Source organism: Pseudomonas abieticivorans, from assembly GCF_023509015.1.
GTDB lineage: Bacteria > Pseudomonadota > Gammaproteobacteria > Pseudomonadales > Pseudomonadaceae > Aquipseudomonas > Aquipseudomonas abieticivorans.
Genome location: NZ_CP094975.1, coordinates 97,135 through 112,300 on the forward strand (window position 1 = coordinate 97,135; position 15,166 = coordinate 112,300).

Below are 15,166 nucleotides of genomic sequence, written 5' to 3' on the forward strand. Positions count from 1 at the left end.
CACACTCCTTCAGATCAACGAATTACGTTTGGCCACGTCTGCCAGATCCACCAGCGAGCGCACCCGCAACTTCTGGATCAGCCGGCCCTTGTAGGTGCTGATGGTCTTGTTGCTCAGCAACATCGCATCGCCGATGGCCTTGTTGCTGTAGCCACGGGCCAGTTGCTGCAACACCAGCAGTTCGCGGTCGGTCAGGCTGGCAATGCACTGCGCTTCGCTGTTCAAAGCGTCGCTGCGGCGCACCGAACTCAACGACACGTCGGGAAAATAGTGGTAGCCGGACATCACCGCGCTCACCGCCTTGCGCAACTCGTTCAGGTCGTCGGCCTTGCACACGAAGCCCGCCGCGCCGGCCTTCATGCAGCGCAGCGAATAAAAATCCGCCGGCAACGAGGTCAGCACCAACACCCGCGTGTCCAGGCCCAGCGCCTTGATTCGCGCGATCACTTCCAAGCCGTCGAGCATGGGCATGGAAATATCCACCACCGCCAGGTCCGGCACATGCTCACTGGCAAGCGCAATGGCTTCCACGCCATTGTCGGTTTGCGCAACGACCTGAAACCGGTCCTGTTCCAATACGACTTTCACGCTGGCACGGATGAAGGGGTGGTCATCCACGATCATGGCTTTGTTCATCTTGCTAGTGCTCCAACCTATCCATGAGTGACCGGGCACTTGTGGCGCACGGTCGAGTTTTGAGTCGCTTGTAAAGTGAATGCCGCGGCGCTGCTGGCGAGGGCGCTGAACCTTTGCAGCAAAAAGACGGTAGCCGTCAGCTTTTCCATTTTTAGAACCTTGAACTGTCTTTAGGCGAAGGCGGCGATTGCGCGCGGATGACGCTGACTTGTCTGACCAGTATTAGAGATATTTACTGGTCACTCTGTAGGCCGTTTCCGCGAAAGGTGAAGTCCGCTTCCCAAGCGTCTGAGCACGCTCGCCCCGCCACCGTGCACCCGGCCCTGTTGCCGGTCGGTGATTATTCGCCCCCTGCCGTGCGTTGCCAGTCAGACACTTCCGAACGTTAATCAGAAAATTCCCAGGCGCTTCTCACCTGCATCCTTCAGCGTTCGGTAAAAAAGCTCGGCACCCCCGCCGCGCTCGGCGGTCCATAGCTCATGCCCCCCCTGGATAAGCTGCCATGCCTGATGCCCTGGACCACCCCGAGCTGCCCCGCGACCTGCATTACGTCGACGACACCCAGCCGGGCCTTCGCCGCAAGGTGCTGCGCGGGCATTTCGCTTATTTCGACGCCCAGGGCGAGCGCATCCGTGATGCGGCCGAAATCAAGCGCATCAACGCCCTGGTGATCCCGCCGGCCTACAAGGACGTGTGGATTTGCGCCGACCCCATGGGCCACCTGCAAGCCACCGGCCGCGATGCCCGCGGGCGCAAGCAGTACCGCTACCACCCGCGCTGGCGCGAACTGCGCGACGAAAACAAGTACGCGCGCCTGGTGGCATTCGGCAAATTGCTGCCCAAGGTACGCAAACAGGTGCAAGACCATTTGGCGCTGCCGGGGCTGGACCGCAACAAGGTGATGGCCACGGTGATTTCACTGCTGGACACCACGTTGATCCGCGTGGGCAACACCCAGTACGCCCGTGACAACCGCTCCTACGGCCTGACCACGCTGCGCAACCGCCATGTGGACGTGAAAGGCAGCGCCATCGCCTTTCAGTTTCGCGGCAAGAGTGGCGTGGAGCACTCGGTCACCGTGAAGGACCGGCGCCTGGCGCGCATCATCAAGCGCTGCATGGAGCTGCCCGGGCAAAACCTGTTCCAGTACCTGGACGAAGATGGCCAGCGGCACAGCGTCAGCTCCTCGGACGTGAACGCCTACCTGCACGAACTCACCGGCAGCGATTTCACCGCCAAGGATTACCGCACCTGGGCCGGCAGCGCCCTGGCCCTGTCAATGCTGCGCGAACTGCACTGGGAACCTGAGCCGGACGCCAAGCAGCACATCGTCAACATGGTCAAGGCGGTGGCTCGCGAGCTGGGTAACACCCCGGCGGTATGCCGCAAGTGCTACATCCACCCGGCGGTGCTGGAGCGCTTTGTGCTGGGCGAACTGGCCAAACTGCCCAAGCCACGCCAACGCAAGGGCCTGCGCCTGGAAGAGGTGGCGCTGGCGACGTTTCTGGAACGCCTGGTGGAGGCGGTGTGAAGGCTACTCACCTATAAAGGTTGACCCTGTGCCCCGGCACTCGGTATACAGCAGCTTTATGCCGCCCAGAGTCACCCCTCCATGCCCGATTTCGCCCACTCGGTCGACCCCGACCAGATCAAGATCACCCGCCTGTTCCCAACGCCGTTGGCGAGCATCGTGCACCCCGACCACGTGCAGCTCAACGCCGCCCTGCGCCAGGTCATCCTGCAGCACAGCGTTGAGCACCCCGGTACCCGGCACAGCAACGACGGCGGTTGGCAGTCCCAGGACAACTTCCCTGAGTGGGCCGGCGAGCCGGGCCGGCAACTGCTGGCCTTCGCCCAGGAACTGGCCAACCAAGTGTCGGCGGTGAACTCCCCAGAGCACGGGCTGATCGAGGCGCGCCTGACCTGGAACTACAGCGCCTGGGCCAATATCAACCACAAGGGCCACTCCAACACCCTGCATGGCCACCCAGGCTCGTACTGGTCGGCGGTGTACTGGGTGGACGACGGCGGTCGCGAAGACGATGTCAGCGTGGGCGGCGACCTTGAGTTCCTCGACCCGCGCGGCATCGCCCCCACGTTGCTCAACCCGGCCCTGCGCATGCGCATCGAGGGCTGCCTGGGCGCTGGGTATCTTGAGACGGTGACGCCGCGCAGCGGCACGTTGCTGATGTTTCCGTCGTGGTTGATGCACGCGGTACGGCGGTATGAGGGGGACCGGCCGAGGATTTCGGTGGCGTTTAATTTTTCGATTTAAGTGCAAGCCAGGAATCTTCCTATACGGCGAATACCTGTATTCAATGGGCGCCCACCCTGGCAACCTCCATCCGCCTTGCCCCTGATATCGAAGATCGCCTGAATTTCCTTGCGGCTCATCTACCGCTCTCGATAGGTTCAAACTTTGCCCCCGCCCCCAGGTCGGTTATAAGACACCACGTCTTTAACCGACCAAGGCCCTTCCATGACCTCCAACGCCCCCACCGGCTATGTGCGCGTTCGCGGCGCCCGCGAGCACAACCTCAAGAACGTTGACGTGGACATCCCCCGCGATGCGCTGGTGGTGTTTACCGGGGTGTCGGGGTCGGGCAAGTCGTCGCTGGCCTTCGGCACCTTGTACGCCGAGGCGCAGCGGCGTTACTTCGAGTCGGTGGCGCCGTATGCCCGGCGGCTGATCGACCAGGTGGGCGTGCCGGACGTCGACGCCATCGACGGCCTGCCACCGGCCGTGGCCTTGCAGCAACAGCGCGGCACGCCCAGCACGCGTTCATCGGTGGGCAGCGTGACCACCCTGGGCAGCCTGGTGCGCATGCTGTATTCGCGCGCCGGCAGCTACCCGCCGGGGCAACCGATGCTGTATGCCGAGGACTTTTCACCGAACACCCCGCAGGGCGCCTGCCCGCAGTGCCATGGGCTGGGCCGGGTGTACGAGGTGACCGAAAAAACCATGGTGCCCGACGATTCGCTGACCATTCGCCAGCGCGCCGTGGCGGCCTGGCCCATGGCCTGGCAGGGCCAGAACCTGCGCGACATCCTGGTGACCTTGGGCTACGACGTCGACATCCCCTGGCGCGACCTGCCCAAGGCCCAGCGCGAGTGGATTCTGTTCACCGAACAAACCCCCACGGTGCCGGTATACGCTGGTTTGACCCCGGCCCAAACCCGCCAGGCGCTCAAGCGCAAACTTGCGCCCAGCTACCAGGGCACCTTCAGCGGCGCACGGCGCTATGTGCTGCATACCTTCACCCACTCGCAAAGCGCGCTGATGAAAAAGCGCGTCAGCCAATACATGATCGGCGCGCCCTGCGCCCTGTGCAACGGCAAGCGCTTGAAGCAGGCGGCGCTGCAGGTGACGTTCGCCGGGCTGGACATTGGCGAGCTGTCGCAGATGCCGTTGTCGCGCTTGGTGGACGTTTTAAAACCTGTGGCCGACCACCACGCCAAGTCCGACCTCAGCGAAGAAAAGCACCTGGCCGCCCAGCGCATCGCCGACGACCTGTTGCAGCGCATCACCACCCTCACCGACCTGGGCCTGGGCTACCTGGCACTGGAGCGCAGCACGCCGACGCTGTCCAGCGGCGAGTTGCAGCGCCTGCGCCTGGCCACGCAACTGGCCTCGCAGTTGTTCGGGGTGATCTACGTGCTGGACGAACCCAGCGCTGGCCTGCACCCGGCCGACGGCGAGGCGCTGTTCGAGGCGCTGCAGCATTTGAAGGCCGCAGGCAATTCGCTCTTTGTGGTGGAACACGACCTGGACACCATGCGCCGCGCCGACTGGCTGGTGGACGTGGGCCCGGCCGCCGGCGAGCACGGCGGCACCGTGCTGTACAGCGGGCCACCGGCAGGGCTTGCCAAGGTCCAGGCCTCGCAAACCCGTCGGCATTTGTTCAATGAAGTCACCCCGCCGCCCCACCCACGCCGCGCGCCCAAGGCCTGGCTGCAACTGGAAGACATCCGCCGCAATAACCTGGACGGCTTGGCGGTGGGTTTCCCGCTGCACTGCTTTACCGCGGTCACCGGTGTGTCTGGCTCGGGCAAGTCCAGCCTGGTCAGCCAGGTGCTGCTGGAACTGGTGGGCGAACAACTGGGGCACAGCGCCGCCGTGCTCGACAACGAAGCGCCGTCACTGGAAGACGCCCTGCCCTTGACCGAATCCGGGCGCATCGCCGCAGGCCTTGACGGCATCAAACGCCTGGTGCAAGTGGACCAGAAACCCATCGGCCGCACGCCACGCTCCAACCTGGCCACCTACACCGGCCTGTTCGACCAGGTGCGCAAATTGTTCGCCAGTACCGAACAAGCCCGCCAGCGCGGGTTCGACGCCGGGCAGTTCTCGTTCAACGTGGCCAAGGGCCGCTGCCCGGCGTGCGAGGGTGAAGGCTTTGTCAGCGTGGAGCTGTTGTTCATGCCCAGCATCTTCGCGCCCTGCCCCACCTGCCACGGCGCGCGCTACCACACCGACACCCTGCAGGTCACCTGGAATGATTTGAACATCGCCCAAGTGCTGCAATTGACCGTGGACCAGGCGTGCGGCGTGTTCGCCGAACAACCCGGCGTGCTGCGGGCGTTGGTGGTGCTGCGCGACATCGGCCTGGGCTACCTGCGCCTGGGCCAGCCGGCCACCGAGCTATCGGGCGGCGAAGCCCAGCGCATCAAACTGGCCACCGAACTGCAACGCAGCCAGCGCGGCGCCACGCTGTACGTGCTGGATGAGCCCACCACCGGTTTGCACCCATGCGATGTGGACCGGCTGTTGCTGCAACTCAACACCCTGGTCGACGCTGGCAACACGGTGATCGTGGTGGAGCACGACATGCGGGTGGTGGCGCAAAGTGACTGGGTGATCGACATCGGGCCGGGGGCTGGCGACCAAGGCGGGCAGATCGTGGCCAGTGGTACGCCAGAGAAGGTCAGCCGCGTGAAGGGCAGCCGTACGGCTAAGTATTTGCGAGGGGTGTTGTAGGCGCGGACCGGGCTATGGCCTGTGAAAAGCTACCCCACAACCCTGCCAAGGTCGTTTGCTTCGCGGATAAATCCGCTCCTACGGGAGCGAATTTATCCGCGAAAAACATGCCGCAAAACATCAGGCACAGCGCAACGTGTTATCCGCCAAAGCCCCACCCCGCTCTCAAGCGAGGAAATGCCACCACAGCAACGTGCCCACCAACCCCACCAGCGAAACGATGGTTTGCAGCACCGACCACACCCAGATCGTCTGCTTGAGCTGCAAGCCAAAATACTCGCGCACCATCCAGAACCCGGCATCGTTCACGTGGCAGAAAAACACCGAGCCGGCACCAATGGCCAACGCCACCAGCGAGCTTTGCGTGGCGGCAAGGCCAGCCATCAAGGGCGCCAGGATCCCGGCCGTGGTGGTCGTGGCCACGGTGGCGGAACCGGTGGCCTGGCGCAACGCCACGGCGATCAACCAGGCCAGGATGATGTACGGCATGTGCGCACCTTCGGCGGCCTTGCTGATGGTTTGGCTGACGCCGGCATCCAGCAGGGTTTGCTTCAAGCCGCCACCGGCACCGATGGTCAGCAGCAGCACGGCGATCGGCGCCAGGCTTTTGCGCAAGGTGCCACCCACCTGGTCGCGGGGCATGCCGTTGGCCCACCCCAGGCACACCACGGCGGCCAGCACGGCGATGCCCAGGGCAATCAGCGGCTCACCCAAAAACTTCAGGGTCACGGCTACGCTGCTTTCCGGCGCCATGGCGACTTTGGCCAGGGTGCTGCCCAGCATCAACAGCACCGGCAACAAAATGATCAATAACGAGACGCCGAAGCTCGGCTGGTGCGTGGCGCTCGGCGGCTTGCTGAACAAAGCGCCCAACTCGGCAGGCTCCTGCACGTGCATGCGCTTGGACAGCCAGTTGCCATACAAGGGGCCGGCAATGATCACTGCCGGCACCGCGATACTAAAGCCCAGCAACATGGTCAAGCCAAGGTCTGCGTGCAGGGCGCTCACCGCGATCAGCGGGCCTGGGTGCGGCGGCATCAAGGCGTGCAAAGTAGTCATGCCGGCCAGCGCCGGGATGGCGATTTTCAGCAGCGGTTGGTCCGAGCGCCGGGCCATCACGAAGATGATCGGCACCATCATCACCAGCCCCACTTCAAAAAACAGCGGCAGGCCAATCACCATCGCCACCAGTGCCATCACCCACGGCAACCCACGGCCCTTGCCCAACCCCAGCAAGGTGCTGGCAATGCGGTCGGCAGCCCCCGATTCGGCCATCAGCGCACCCAGCATCGCGCCCAACGCGATGATAATGCCGGCCTCACCGAGGATGCCGCCCGCGCCCTTGCTGAACGCCTTGGCGACCTCCTCCGGGCCCAACCCTGCGCCCACGCCCGCGATAAAGGTGCCCACCAGGATCGACAGGAAAGGCGGCAATTTGGTCGCGCTGATCAGCACGATGATGGTGGCAATGGCCAGCACGCAGCACAGGATCAGGCGCGTGTCGTGGGCCATCCACGTAGCGGTCGATACATCCACTCAAGGTCCCCTTGTTTTTGTTGACGAATACTTCAGCAACAATTTGTTGCAATTCGCCTGCAAGGATACCTGATGTGCTGGTTTAGCTGGCGCTGAGCATCGGAATCAATGACAGCACCAACAACCCTGCCATCAGCAGGTTGAATGCCATCAACCACCGCGGCTTTTGCAGCACGTTGCGCAGTGCACTGCCACAGCCTACCCACACGCAAACACTGGGCAAGTTAACCAGCGCAAACACCGCCGCGATGATGAACACGTTGACGATGTAACCCTGGGACGGCGTGTAGGTGGTGATCGCACCAATGGCCATGATCCACGCCTTGGGGTTGACCCACTGAAACGCCGCCGCGCCAAAGAAGCCCATGGGTTTGCGCGACGCGTGCAGCTCGGCCGCCATGGGCCCCGACGTCGCGATTTTATAAGCCAGGTACAGCAAATACGCCGCCCCGGCATAACGTAACGTGGTGTACGCCCACGGGAACGCCTTGAACACCTCGCCCAAGCCCAGGCCCACCGCGATCACCAACACCATAAAGCCCAGGCTCACACCCAATGCGTGGGGAATGGAGCGCTTGAAACCAAAGTTCACGCCCGAGGCCAGCAACATGGTGTTGTTGGGGCCGGGGGTGATGGAGGAGACAAAGGCGAACAGCGCGAACGCCGCGAGCAGGTTGGCGGTGAAGAACATGAACAAATACTCAGGGCAGTGGAAGTGTTACTGACGATAAGCCACGAAGGCTGAGCTGATACGGTACAGTTAGTTTTTATTTGGGCGTTACACCTGATTGTACCGTCGTAACACGCCCTGCATCGCAGCCTGTGGCTGGCGGCTAGTTACGCATCCGCGCTGAACTAACGGCGCCACGCGCAGATCGTCACCTTTTAGTCACTGGCCGTAATAATCCTTCAACTCCTCTCCCCAACCGAGGGTCAGAAGCTCTCCCGAGTCGGGATGTTCCATGTAAATGTGTAGGCACGCGACATCAGAAGTCCCCCGGCTTGGATTTCGCCAGCCGCACCCGCTTCGATGCGATGCTGGCGTGCGGATTCTGATCATCGCAATACCGGGTGATTTGCGATGTGCGTTCGATACCTTCCATCGAGGCGAAAACCACATCGGTGATGCCCAAGCGCCACAGCACCAACATGAATGATCTAAGGTCAACCAACTCCGAACCGCTCTCGATTTTGCGAAGCGTGTGGGCGGAAGTGCCAATGGCCGATTTCAGATCCTTTTGGCGCAGCCCGAGGGCCAGGCGCCTAGCCTTGACCAGAAGCCCAATTTTGCTGAGGGTATCAGCGCAGGTGACGGGGAAGAAGCTATCCATAAAGTTCACCAAATTGAGCTTTAAGCTATATAAGACTAACCACACCATGCATTAAGTATGATCATGATTTTCTTAAAGCTCAATTTTGTGAACCAAATGCACTCTAAGATACACCTGGATTAACCTTATGAATGCATGAGCGGCTACCTGAGGCCCCTGCGGCTGACGATCGGCAAGCGCCTCCAACAGCGCCACCGAGGCAACGATGAATAGGGCATCCCACCGTAGAACAATGGCCGGCCATGAGCAGCAAACAAAACTTTTCGCTTGGCCAGGCGTCTTTTTAAGTGCCTGCAAGGCTTCCACCCCCCAACAGCTGATCTCAGCTAAGGAATGGCGATGACCTTTTTTATCTTTCTACTGGCCTGCGCAGCGGCGGCCAGCACCGGCGTGCTGTTCAAGCCGGGGCCGTGGTACGCGGCGCTGGTCAAACCCAGCTTCACACCTCCCAACTGGGCGTTTCCGCTGGCCTGGTCAATCATTTACCTGTTGCTGGCCTGGGCCGGGTACCGGCTGACACTGATACCCGGCAGCCAGGTGGTGCTGGCGTTATGGGCGGCGCAGATTGCCTTGAACACGTTGTGGACGCCGGTGTTCTTCGGCGCCCACCACGTGTTGGCCGCGATGGTGATCCTGGCATTGCTTTGGCTGGTGGCCGCGACAATGGTGGTGATGGCCCTGCAACTGGACGTGATCACCGGGTTGATCCTGTTCCCCTACGTGGCGTGGCTGAGCGTGGCGGCGGCGTTGAATTTTTCCATCTTGCGCCATAACCGCTGATGGAGACGGCGCGCGGGGTACCGTGCGCGCCATGGATGCCCATGGGCTGCACGCCTCACCCCGCCGCCAAATGCACCAGCAAATAAACCGCCACCGCCACACACAACCCCGCGAACCCACACTGCAAGCCCTTGGCCGGGACCTTGGCCGACACGGCCCGCCCGGCCACCATCCCGGCGATGCTCGCACCGATAAACACGAACCCCTCGGCCGGGATACGCACCCCTGCATGCAGCGCGCCCAAGATCGCCATGCCCGACACCAGGGCAATCACCATCAGTGAGGTGGCGATGATCCCATGCAGGCGGATGTCACTGAGTTGGCGGAACGCCGGCACCAGCAAAAAGCCGCCACCCACCCCGAGCAACCCGGTCAAAAACCCGCAACACGCGCCCACCACGGCCAAGGTCGCCGAGCAACGCACGGTCCATTTCAAGCGACCGGTGCTGGGGTCGAGCATGCAGTTTTTTTGTTGCCAGCCATGGTCGATGCCGGTGCCGTGGTCGCCGCGCACCTGGCTGAGCATGCGCCAGGCAACGATTACCAACACGGCGCAAAACAGCACCATCAGCAGGGCTTCGGGCAGGCGATGGGCGAAGTACAGGCCCAAGGGGGTGAACAGCGAGCCCAGCAGCGCCATCAGCAACGCCGCGCGCCAGCGTACCAGGCCTTTGCGCAGGCCATCGATGGCCCCTACCGCAGCGGCCGCGCCGACCGCGAACAGCGCCACGGGCGCCGCCTGGGTCATCGACCAGCCCAGGCCCAGCACCAGCGCCGGTACCGCGAGGATGCCGCCACCGGCGCCGGTCAGGCCCAGGACCACGCCAATCAATAAACCAAAGGTCAATGCGAGCGTCACAGGGGCCGCTCCTTATTCGCTGCGCGACACACGGCGCACCCGTTGCAGGATTTCGGGGTTGACCTCGCACCAGCCGCCGCCAATGACCACGATGTCCGCTTGGGTGACGGTCGCATCCAGTTGTTGCTTGTTGTGTGCCATGCAGGGGTAACCTTTGTCTGGAATCAGGACAACGAAGTGAAGACGGTGCCGCAGTACAGGCCCGACAAGGTTTTCATCACTTGAATCACCTCGTGGCTGGCCAGCCCGTAGAAAATGTATTTGCCTTCGCGGCGGGTGGCCACCAGGCCCTCGTCGCGCAACACGCCCAACTGCTGGGACAAGGTGGGCTGGCGCACCCCGGTCATCGCCTCGAGTTCGCCAACGTTGCGCTCGCCCTGGGTCAGCTGGCATAGGATCAGCAGGCGGTCTTCGTTGGCCAGGGCCTTGAGCAAGGCGCAGGCCTTGGAGGCACTGGCCCGTAGCCGAACGACGTCGTCGGTGGTAAGACTGATGTCCATGGAAAATGCTCTCGTTTCACATTCTGTTTTAACATTATGTTTAAATATATATTGTTAAACAATAGATTAATCAGGTACGCCATGACCCCCTGCATCCAACCTTTTTTCGACAGCGGCTCCTGCACCTTCAGCTACGTGGTGTACCAGGCTGACGGCTCGCCCTGCGCGATCATCGATTCGGTGCTGGACTACGACCACAAATCGGGGCGCACCGGCACCACCCAGGCGGATGAAATCGCAGCCTTCGTCAGGAGCCATGGCCTGCAGGTGCAGTGGTTGCTGGAAACCCACGCCCACGCCGACCACTTGTCGGCCGCGCCCTACCTGCGCAGCCTGCTGGGCGGCAAGATCGCCATCGGCGAAGGCATTCGCCAAGTGCAGAAGGTGTTCAAGAGCGTGTTCAACCTGGAGCCGACGTTCCGCCTGGACGGTTCGCAGTTCGATCACCTGTTGGCGCCGGGCGAGACCTTCAGCATTGGTAACCTGCAAGCATGCGCGGTGCACGTGCCCGGGCACACCCCGGCCGACATGGCGTTCGTGCTCGAACAGCACTGGGTGTTTGTCGGCGACACGCTGTTCATGCCCGACGTCGGCACGGCACGCTGCGATTTCCCCGGTGGAGACGCGCATCAGTTGTACCGCTCCATCCGCCACTTGCTGGGCTACCCCGCCGATACGCACCTGTACGTATGCCACGACTACCCGCCCCAAACCCGCACCGAGCAGTGCCACACCACGGTGGGCGAACAGCGGCGCGGCAACCTGCATGTGCGCGACGGGGTAAGTGAAGAGCAGTTCGTCGAGATGCGCTCCACCCGCGATGCGGACTTGCCGATGCCGGTTTTGTTGATGCCAGCGGTACAGGTGAACATCCGCGCCGGCGAGTTGCCGCCGGCGGAAGATAACGGGGTGCGGTATTTAAAAATTCCGTTGGATCGGCTTTGAGCTGTTGGGGTGAGGGGACAACCTAGGCCGCGCCAATCAACGCCTGCTGCTCACGCCGAAACTGCCCCGGCGGCACGCCGTGGGCCTTGCGAAAACGCCGCGAAAAATACGCCTCGTCGCTGAAGCCGCATAACTGGGCGATGTGGCTGATCGGTTGGCTGCCGTTGATCAGGTGGGTGCGCGCCAAGTGCATGCGCCGCTCCAGTACCAGCTCCGAAAACGTCTTGCCCGTGTCCTTGCGCAACAGGTGGGTCAAGTAATTGGGCGACAGAAACGCCGCCGCCGCGGCATCGGTCAAGCTCATCCGCGCATCGGCCAGGTGCTCGCGGATGTACCCCGACACCCGTGCCAGGGCATCGCGGCGGCCGCGCCGGGCGGCCTTGTCCACGGCCAGTTGCTGCAACGGCTCGGCATACAAGCTGCACACCAGGCCCAGCAATTGCAGCAGGCAACCGCGCAACATCGGGCTCACGCCAAACGTGCGGCTGCGGTCCAGCGTGCGCATGCGCTCGAGCAACACCTGCACCTGGGCAAAGTCGCCGTCGCTCAAGGTGAAGTCCAGGTGCTCCTGAAACTGGAACGGCGCCAGCTCCGGCACTTGGCCCAGGGCGATGTCTTCCAGGTCCAGCGGATCGCACTGCAACTGGGGCACGAAAAAGCCCTGGCTAAAGTTGATCAGCATGAAGCTGCCCTCCTCCGGGTGCGGGATCAGGTGCAGCCGGTGGGGCAGGATAAAGGTCAGGGTGTTGCGCGGGAACGGCCGCACCGCGCCGCCGATGTGCTGCACGGTGTCGCCACCCAGGTTGATCTGGATCTGGAAATAGTCGTGACGGTGCGGCGCGGTGATGGCTGGGCGGTCCTGCTTGTCACGGATATAGAAATCGGCACGGTCACTGCGCGTCAGCATGCCGTAGGTCAGCGCGCGGTCAACGGACGACATGGCAACAGCCCCCTTCACCTGGATCGATAGGCGGCCAGTGTAAGCCAGCCCCGCGCGCCAGGTGAAGGGTTGCGCTTAACGCCGGCCGATGGTCAGCTCAAGCTGCGCCACACCCTCGATGCCAGCGCTCACGCTGTCGCCCGGCTGCAACGCCCCGACACCGGCAGGCGTACCGGTGAAAATCAAGTCGCCGGCCTTCAACGCCCCTGATTGCGAGAGGTAGCTGATCACGTCCTGCACTGGCCAGATCTGGTCGGCCAGATCCCCCCGCTGGCGCTCCTGGCCGTTGACCTTGAGCCATACCGTGCCCTCCTGCGGGTGGCCCAGTTGGCTTGCCGGGATCAACGGGCTGCACGGCGCCGACTCGTCGAAGCCTTTGGCCCACGACCAAGGCCGGCCGAGTTTTTTTGCCTGGGCCTGCAGGTCGCGGCGGGTCAGGTCCAGGCCCACGCCGTAGCCCCACACGTGGTCCAGGGCCGTGACCGGATCGATGTCGACGCCGCCCTTGCCAATGGCCACCACCAGTTCCACTTCATGGTGCAGGTCCTGGGTCAGTGGCGGGTAAGCGATGGTGCCCTGGGCAGGCACCACGGCGTCGGCCGGTTTCATGAAAAAGAACGGCGGCTCGCGGTCCGGGTCGTGGCCCATTTCGCGGGCGTGTTCGGAGTAGTTGCGGCCCACGCAAAACACCCGGCGGATGGGAAAGCGCTGCTGGCTGCCGGCGATGGCCACCGAGGGGGTGGCGGGCGCGGCGATAACGAATTCGGTCATGTGGGTCTCCTGGGCAGTTGATGCAAACAGTGTGCACCGGGGCGCGGCGCAAGGATTGGACAGATCCGGCCAGCACTTGGACAGGTCAACGCTGCCCGCAGGTTTTATGAACTTTGCCCGCGCCGCCAGGCTCCCTTCTACACAAGCCCGGCCAACGCCCGGCCATTTCGCAGGAGCAACCGAACATGCCTGACGCACAAGGTAAAATCCGCTACGCCGTGGTCGCTGGCGGCTGGATATCCCAAGGCGCCTTCATGCCCGGCGTAGGCCAGACCGACAACTCGGTGATGACCGCGCTGGTGACCGGTGACCCGATCAAGGCCCAGGACCTGGCCGACCTCTACAACCTTGAACCCTATCGCTACGAACAGTTCGCCCAGTTGCTGGCCAGCGGCACCATCGACGCCGTGTACATCGCCACGCCGAACTTTCGCCACCTGGAATTTGCCCTGCCGGCCCTTGAAGCGGGCATCCATGTACTGCTGGAAAAACCCATGGCCACCAGCGAAGCCGACTGCCAGGCGATGATCGCCGCCGCCGAGCGCAGCGGCGCCAAGCTGATGGTTGCCTACCGCTTGCACTGCGAACCGGGCACCGTGGAAATGGTCCAGCAGGTGCGCCAGGGCGCGATCGGTGAGCCGCGACTGTTCACGGCCACCTTCACCCAACACACCGACCCTGCCAACCACCGCATGAAAAGCGGCTACTGGGCAGGCCCTGCCACCGACATGGGGCCCTACCCGCTCAACGCGGTGCGCAACCTGTTTGGTAGCGAGCCGCTGCACGTCAACGCCGTGGCCATCCACACCCCCGGGCGGCCAATCAATACCCCCGACACCGTGTGCGTGACCCTGCGCTTTGCCGAAGAACGCCTGGCCGTGTTCACCGTCAGCTACAGCCTGCCTGGCAGCCAGCGCTTCCAGCTCCTGGGCACCCAGGGCGAAATCCAAGCCTCGCCCTGCTTTGGCTTCGGCGAAGGCGTGGCCATCGGTTACCACTTGATCGTGGATGGCAAGACCACCGAGCACCAGCACCCGGTGGTGGATCATTTTGGCGGCGAAACCCAGTACTTCTCCGAATGCATCCTGAACGATACCCACCCTGAACCCGACGGTGACGAAGGCTGGCGTGACGTGCGGGTGTTGGCCGCCATCGAGCGCGCCCTGCATACCGGAAAGGCCCAGACCCTGGCGCCGCTGCCAGCGCGCAAGGGCATCCAGCCCAGCCAGGCGCGCAGCCTGCCGCTGGCCGAAGTACCACCCTACATCAACACCGCCGAGCCTAACGACTGAGCCCCTGCCATGCCCAAGATCATCACCCAGCAAGAAGCCCTGGAACAGGAAGCCAGCGAACACGCCGCGCAGATGTTCGGCAGCCCCAAGGACCGCCTGGACTTTTACCGCCGGGAGATCCAGTACGAAACCGCGATCCTCTCCAACCGCACCAACGCCTACCTCTCGGCCCAAGCCTTTCTGGTGATCGCCTACGCCTCGTCCATGGCCAACGTGAACCCCGAGTGGGGCAAGCTGTTCACCTTGGTGGTGCCGCCGATACTGGCGCTGCTGGGGGTGCTGTGCTCGCTCAACGCATGGCCGGGCATTCGCGCAGCCTACGACATCATCGACCACTGGCACTTCAAGCAAAGCGGGCTGTTGCGCGACCTGCCGGTGATGGGCATGGCCTATGACGACGAGCCGCTGTTCAGCGAAATGGAATCCAGCCACAAGGGTTACCGCAAGTCGTTGATGTTCTCGATCCGGGCGCCGTGGCTGTTCTCGATTTTCTGGATTGGCCTGGGGGTGTTCGCCCTGTACATCCAGATTGGCCACACGCGGGCCTGAGATTTATGAAGAATCAAATGTAAAAAAGAATTTCAAAGCCGGCAGGTGG

The 15,166-nt window shown here is 63.0% G+C and carries 16 protein-coding genes; 7 read left to right on the forward strand and 9 right to left on the reverse strand.

The genetic code is table 11. The annotated features are described in order from the left end of the window. Positions 1-9: 9 nt before the first annotated feature. A complete protein-coding gene (locus tag L9B60_RS00405; protein ID WP_249675020.1) occupies positions 10-636 on the reverse strand; it encodes a response regulator transcription factor in 627 nt (208 codons plus the stop codon). Between the two features lie 502 nt (positions 637-1,138). On the opposite strand from L9B60_RS00405, the gene L9B60_RS00410 reads away from it, so the two are divergent. From L9B60_RS00410 to L9B60_RS00420, 3 genes are all read left to right on the forward strand, one after another. After that, complete coding sequence (locus L9B60_RS00410) at positions 1,139-2,167, forward strand: DNA topoisomerase IB (RefSeq protein ID WP_249675022.1); 1,029 nt, start codon at positions 1,139-1,141, stop codon at positions 2,165-2,167. Positions 2,168-2,248: 81 nt separating this feature from the next. Continuing rightward, on the forward strand, positions 2,249-2,911 hold the full coding sequence (locus L9B60_RS00415) for a TIGR02466 family protein (protein WP_249675024.1): 663 nt from the start codon (positions 2,249-2,251) through the stop codon (positions 2,909-2,911). Positions 2,912-3,115: 204 nt separating this feature from the next. Next, positions 3,116-5,614, forward strand: a complete 2,499-nt coding sequence (locus L9B60_RS00420; RefSeq protein WP_249675027.1) for an excinuclease ABC subunit UvrA — start codon at positions 3,116-3,118, stop codon at positions 5,612-5,614. Positions 5,615-5,779: 165 nt separating this feature from the next. Here L9B60_RS00420 and L9B60_RS00425 read toward each other — a convergent pair whose 3' ends face one another. The 3 genes from L9B60_RS00425 to L9B60_RS00435 all read right to left on the reverse strand — a co-directional run bounded on the left by L9B60_RS00425 (position 5,780) and on the right by L9B60_RS00435 (position 8,481). Further along, positions 5,780-7,150 (reverse strand): GntT/GntP/DsdX family permease, encoded by a 1,371-nt coding sequence (locus L9B60_RS00425; RefSeq protein WP_249675029.1) that lies wholly within the window; start codon positions 7,148-7,150, stop codon positions 5,780-5,782. A gap of 82 nt (positions 7,151-7,232) precedes the next feature. Further along, the gene (locus tag L9B60_RS00430; protein WP_249675031.1) at positions 7,233-7,841 is read right to left on the reverse strand and encodes a LysE family translocator; all 609 of its coding nucleotides are present in this window, start codon (positions 7,839-7,841) and stop codon (positions 7,233-7,235) included. A gap of 295 nt (positions 7,842-8,136) precedes the next feature. Beyond that, complete coding sequence (locus tag L9B60_RS00435; protein WP_249675032.1) at positions 8,137-8,481, reverse strand: helix-turn-helix domain-containing protein; 345 nt, start codon at positions 8,479-8,481, stop codon at positions 8,137-8,139. A gap of 339 nt (positions 8,482-8,820) precedes the next feature. Between L9B60_RS00435 and tspO the strand changes: the two genes are divergently transcribed. Then, positions 8,821-9,261 carry a tryptophan-rich sensory protein TspO gene (gene tspO, locus L9B60_RS00440; protein WP_249675033.1) on the forward strand — a complete coding sequence of 147 codons (441 nt, stop codon included), beginning with the start codon at positions 8,821-8,823 and terminating at the stop codon, positions 9,259-9,261. A 55-nt stretch (positions 9,262-9,316) separates the two neighbouring features. On the opposite strand, the gene L9B60_RS00445 is transcribed toward tspO, so the two are convergent. From L9B60_RS00445 to L9B60_RS00450, 3 genes are read right to left on the reverse strand one after another with little or no spacing between them, the layout of a single operon-like run. Beyond that, positions 9,317-10,120: a sulfite exporter TauE/SafE family protein gene (locus L9B60_RS00445; protein ID WP_249675034.1), complete on the reverse strand. Its 804-nt coding sequence runs from the start codon at positions 10,118-10,120 to the stop codon at positions 9,317-9,319. Positions 10,121-10,132: 12 nt separating this feature from the next. After that, complete coding sequence (locus L9B60_RS30440) at positions 10,133-10,261, reverse strand: hypothetical protein (RefSeq protein WP_283780547.1); 129 nt, start codon at positions 10,259-10,261, stop codon at positions 10,133-10,135. A 23-nt stretch (positions 10,262-10,284) separates the two neighbouring features. Continuing rightward, positions 10,285-10,620, reverse strand: coding sequence for an ArsR/SmtB family transcription factor (locus L9B60_RS00450; protein ID WP_249675035.1), 336 nt, complete (start codon positions 10,618-10,620; stop codon positions 10,285-10,287). An 81-nt stretch (positions 10,621-10,701) separates the two neighbouring features. Between L9B60_RS00450 and L9B60_RS00455 the strand changes: the two genes are divergently transcribed. Then, positions 10,702-11,565 carry an MBL fold metallo-hydrolase gene (locus tag L9B60_RS00455; protein ID WP_249675036.1) on the forward strand — a complete coding sequence of 288 codons (864 nt, stop codon included), beginning with the start codon at positions 10,702-10,704 and terminating at the stop codon, positions 11,563-11,565. Between the two features lie 22 nt (positions 11,566-11,587). On the opposite strand, the gene L9B60_RS00460 is transcribed toward L9B60_RS00455, so the two are convergent. Together L9B60_RS00460 and L9B60_RS00465 are read right to left on the reverse strand one after the other, a co-directional pair. Then, positions 11,588-12,505, reverse strand: a complete 918-nt coding sequence (locus tag L9B60_RS00460) for an AraC family transcriptional regulator (RefSeq protein ID WP_249675037.1) — start codon at positions 12,503-12,505, stop codon at positions 11,588-11,590. 75 nt (positions 12,506-12,580) lie between these two features. Then, positions 12,581-13,276 carry a fumarylacetoacetate hydrolase family protein gene (locus L9B60_RS00465; protein WP_249675039.1) on the reverse strand — a complete coding sequence of 232 codons (696 nt, stop codon included), beginning with the start codon at positions 13,274-13,276 and terminating at the stop codon, positions 12,581-12,583. A gap of 185 nt (positions 13,277-13,461) precedes the next feature. On the opposite strand from L9B60_RS00465, the gene L9B60_RS00470 reads away from it, so the two are divergent. Further along, positions 13,462-14,568: a Gfo/Idh/MocA family protein gene (locus L9B60_RS00470; protein ID WP_249675041.1), complete on the forward strand. Its 1,107-nt coding sequence runs from the start codon at positions 13,462-13,464 to the stop codon at positions 14,566-14,568. A gap of 9 nt (positions 14,569-14,577) precedes the next feature. Then, positions 14,578-15,117: a RipA family octameric membrane protein gene (locus tag L9B60_RS00475; RefSeq protein WP_249675042.1), complete on the forward strand. Its 540-nt coding sequence runs from the start codon at positions 14,578-14,580 to the stop codon at positions 15,115-15,117. Positions 15,118-15,166 lie beyond the last annotated feature (49 nt).

Excerpts from the sequence above, each read along its gene's own strand:
- L9B60_RS00470 (WP_249675041.1), top strand. The coding sequence starts at position 13,462 with ATGCCTGACGCACAAGGTAAAATCCGCTACGCCGTGGTCGCTGGCGGC.
- L9B60_RS30440 (WP_283780547.1), bottom strand. The coding sequence starts at position 10,261 with ATGGCACACAACAAGCAACAACTGGATGCGACCGTCACCCAAGCGGAC.
- L9B60_RS00405 (WP_249675020.1), bottom strand. The coding sequence starts at position 636 with ATGAACAAAGCCATGATCGTGGATGACCACCCCTTCATCCGTGCCAGC.
- L9B60_RS00415 (WP_249675024.1), top strand. The coding sequence starts at position 2,249 with ATGCCCGATTTCGCCCACTCGGTCGACCCCGACCAGATCAAGATCACC.
- L9B60_RS00420 (WP_249675027.1), top strand. The coding sequence starts at position 3,116 with ATGACCTCCAACGCCCCCACCGGCTATGTGCGCGTTCGCGGCGCCCGC.
- L9B60_RS00475 (WP_249675042.1), top strand. The coding sequence starts at position 14,578 with ATGCCCAAGATCATCACCCAGCAAGAAGCCCTGGAACAGGAAGCCAGC.
- L9B60_RS00430 (WP_249675031.1), bottom strand. The coding sequence starts at position 7,841 with ATGTTCTTCACCGCCAACCTGCTCGCGGCGTTCGCGCTGTTCGCCTTT.
- L9B60_RS00455 (WP_249675036.1), top strand. The coding sequence starts at position 10,702 with ATGACCCCCTGCATCCAACCTTTTTTCGACAGCGGCTCCTGCACCTTC.
- L9B60_RS00435 (WP_249675032.1), bottom strand. The coding sequence starts at position 8,481 with ATGGATAGCTTCTTCCCCGTCACCTGCGCTGATACCCTCAGCAAAATT.
- L9B60_RS00450 (WP_249675035.1), bottom strand. The coding sequence starts at position 10,620 with ATGGACATCAGTCTTACCACCGACGACGTCGTTCGGCTACGGGCCAGT.
- L9B60_RS00465 (WP_249675039.1), bottom strand. The coding sequence starts at position 13,276 with ATGACCGAATTCGTTATCGCCGCGCCCGCCACCCCCTCGGTGGCCATC.
- L9B60_RS00410 (WP_249675022.1), top strand. The coding sequence starts at position 1,139 with ATGCCTGATGCCCTGGACCACCCCGAGCTGCCCCGCGACCTGCATTAC.
- L9B60_RS00460 (WP_249675037.1), bottom strand. The coding sequence starts at position 12,505 with ATGTCGTCCGTTGACCGCGCGCTGACCTACGGCATGCTGACGCGCAGT.
- tspO (WP_249675033.1), top strand. The coding sequence starts at position 8,821 with ATGACCTTTTTTATCTTTCTACTGGCCTGCGCAGCGGCGGCCAGCACC.